This is a genomic window from Actinoplanes sp. GCM10030250 (assembly GCF_042666575.1).
Taxonomy (GTDB): Bacteria; Actinomycetota; Actinomycetes; order Mycobacteriales; family Micromonosporaceae; genus Actinoplanes.
The window spans coordinates 1-725 of record NZ_JBHTDO010000116.1; the positions used below are offsets into that span (position 1 = coordinate 1).

The 725-nt window shown below is 66.8% G+C and carries 1 protein-coding gene; it reads left to right on the forward strand.

Translation table 11 applies throughout. The features are described 5' to 3' along the window. A partial coding sequence (locus ACFQV6_RS44295; RefSeq protein ID WP_378033747.1) for a proton-conducting transporter membrane subunit occupies positions 1 to 725 on the forward strand: 725 nt, incomplete at both ends.

Genomic DNA, 725 nt, shown 5'->3' on the forward strand with positions numbered 1-725 from the left:
TTCCTGGCCGGCGATCTGTTCAACCTCTACGTCGGATTCGAGATCCTGCTCGCCGCCAGCTATGTGCTCATCACGATCAACGCCAACAAGAGCAGAATCCGCGACGGTACGACGTACGTGGTGGTCAGTCTCCTCTCGTCACTGATCTTCCTGACCGCCATCGGCCTGATCTACGCAGCGACCGGAACCCTGAACCTGGCGCAGCTCGCGGGCCGGCTCGACGCGCTGCCCGACAGCCTGCAACTCGCGCTGCAGAGCATGCTGCTGCTCGCCTTCGGCATCAAGGCTGCCGTGTTCCCGCTGTCGGCGTGGCTGCCCGACAGCTACCCCACGGCCATCGCGCCGGTCACGGCCGTCTTCGCCGGTCTGCTCACCAAGGTGGGCGTCTACGCCATCATCCGTACGCAGACCCTGCTCTTCCCGGACGGCCCCGCCGCGAAGGTCCTGCTGGTGGCCGCGCTGATGACCATGACCGTCGGCATCCTGGGTGCGGTGGCACAGTCGGACATCAAGCGCCTGCTGTCGTTCACGCTCGTCAGCCACATCGGCTACATGCTCTTCGGTATCGGCCTCGCCTCCGACGCGGGCCTGTCCGGCGCCATCTTCTACGTGGTGCACCACATCATCATCCAGACCACGCTGTTCCTGGCCGCCGGGCTGATCGAGCGGCGGGGCGGCACCACCACCCTGGACCGGCTCGGCGGGCTCGCCCGGCTGGCACCCGT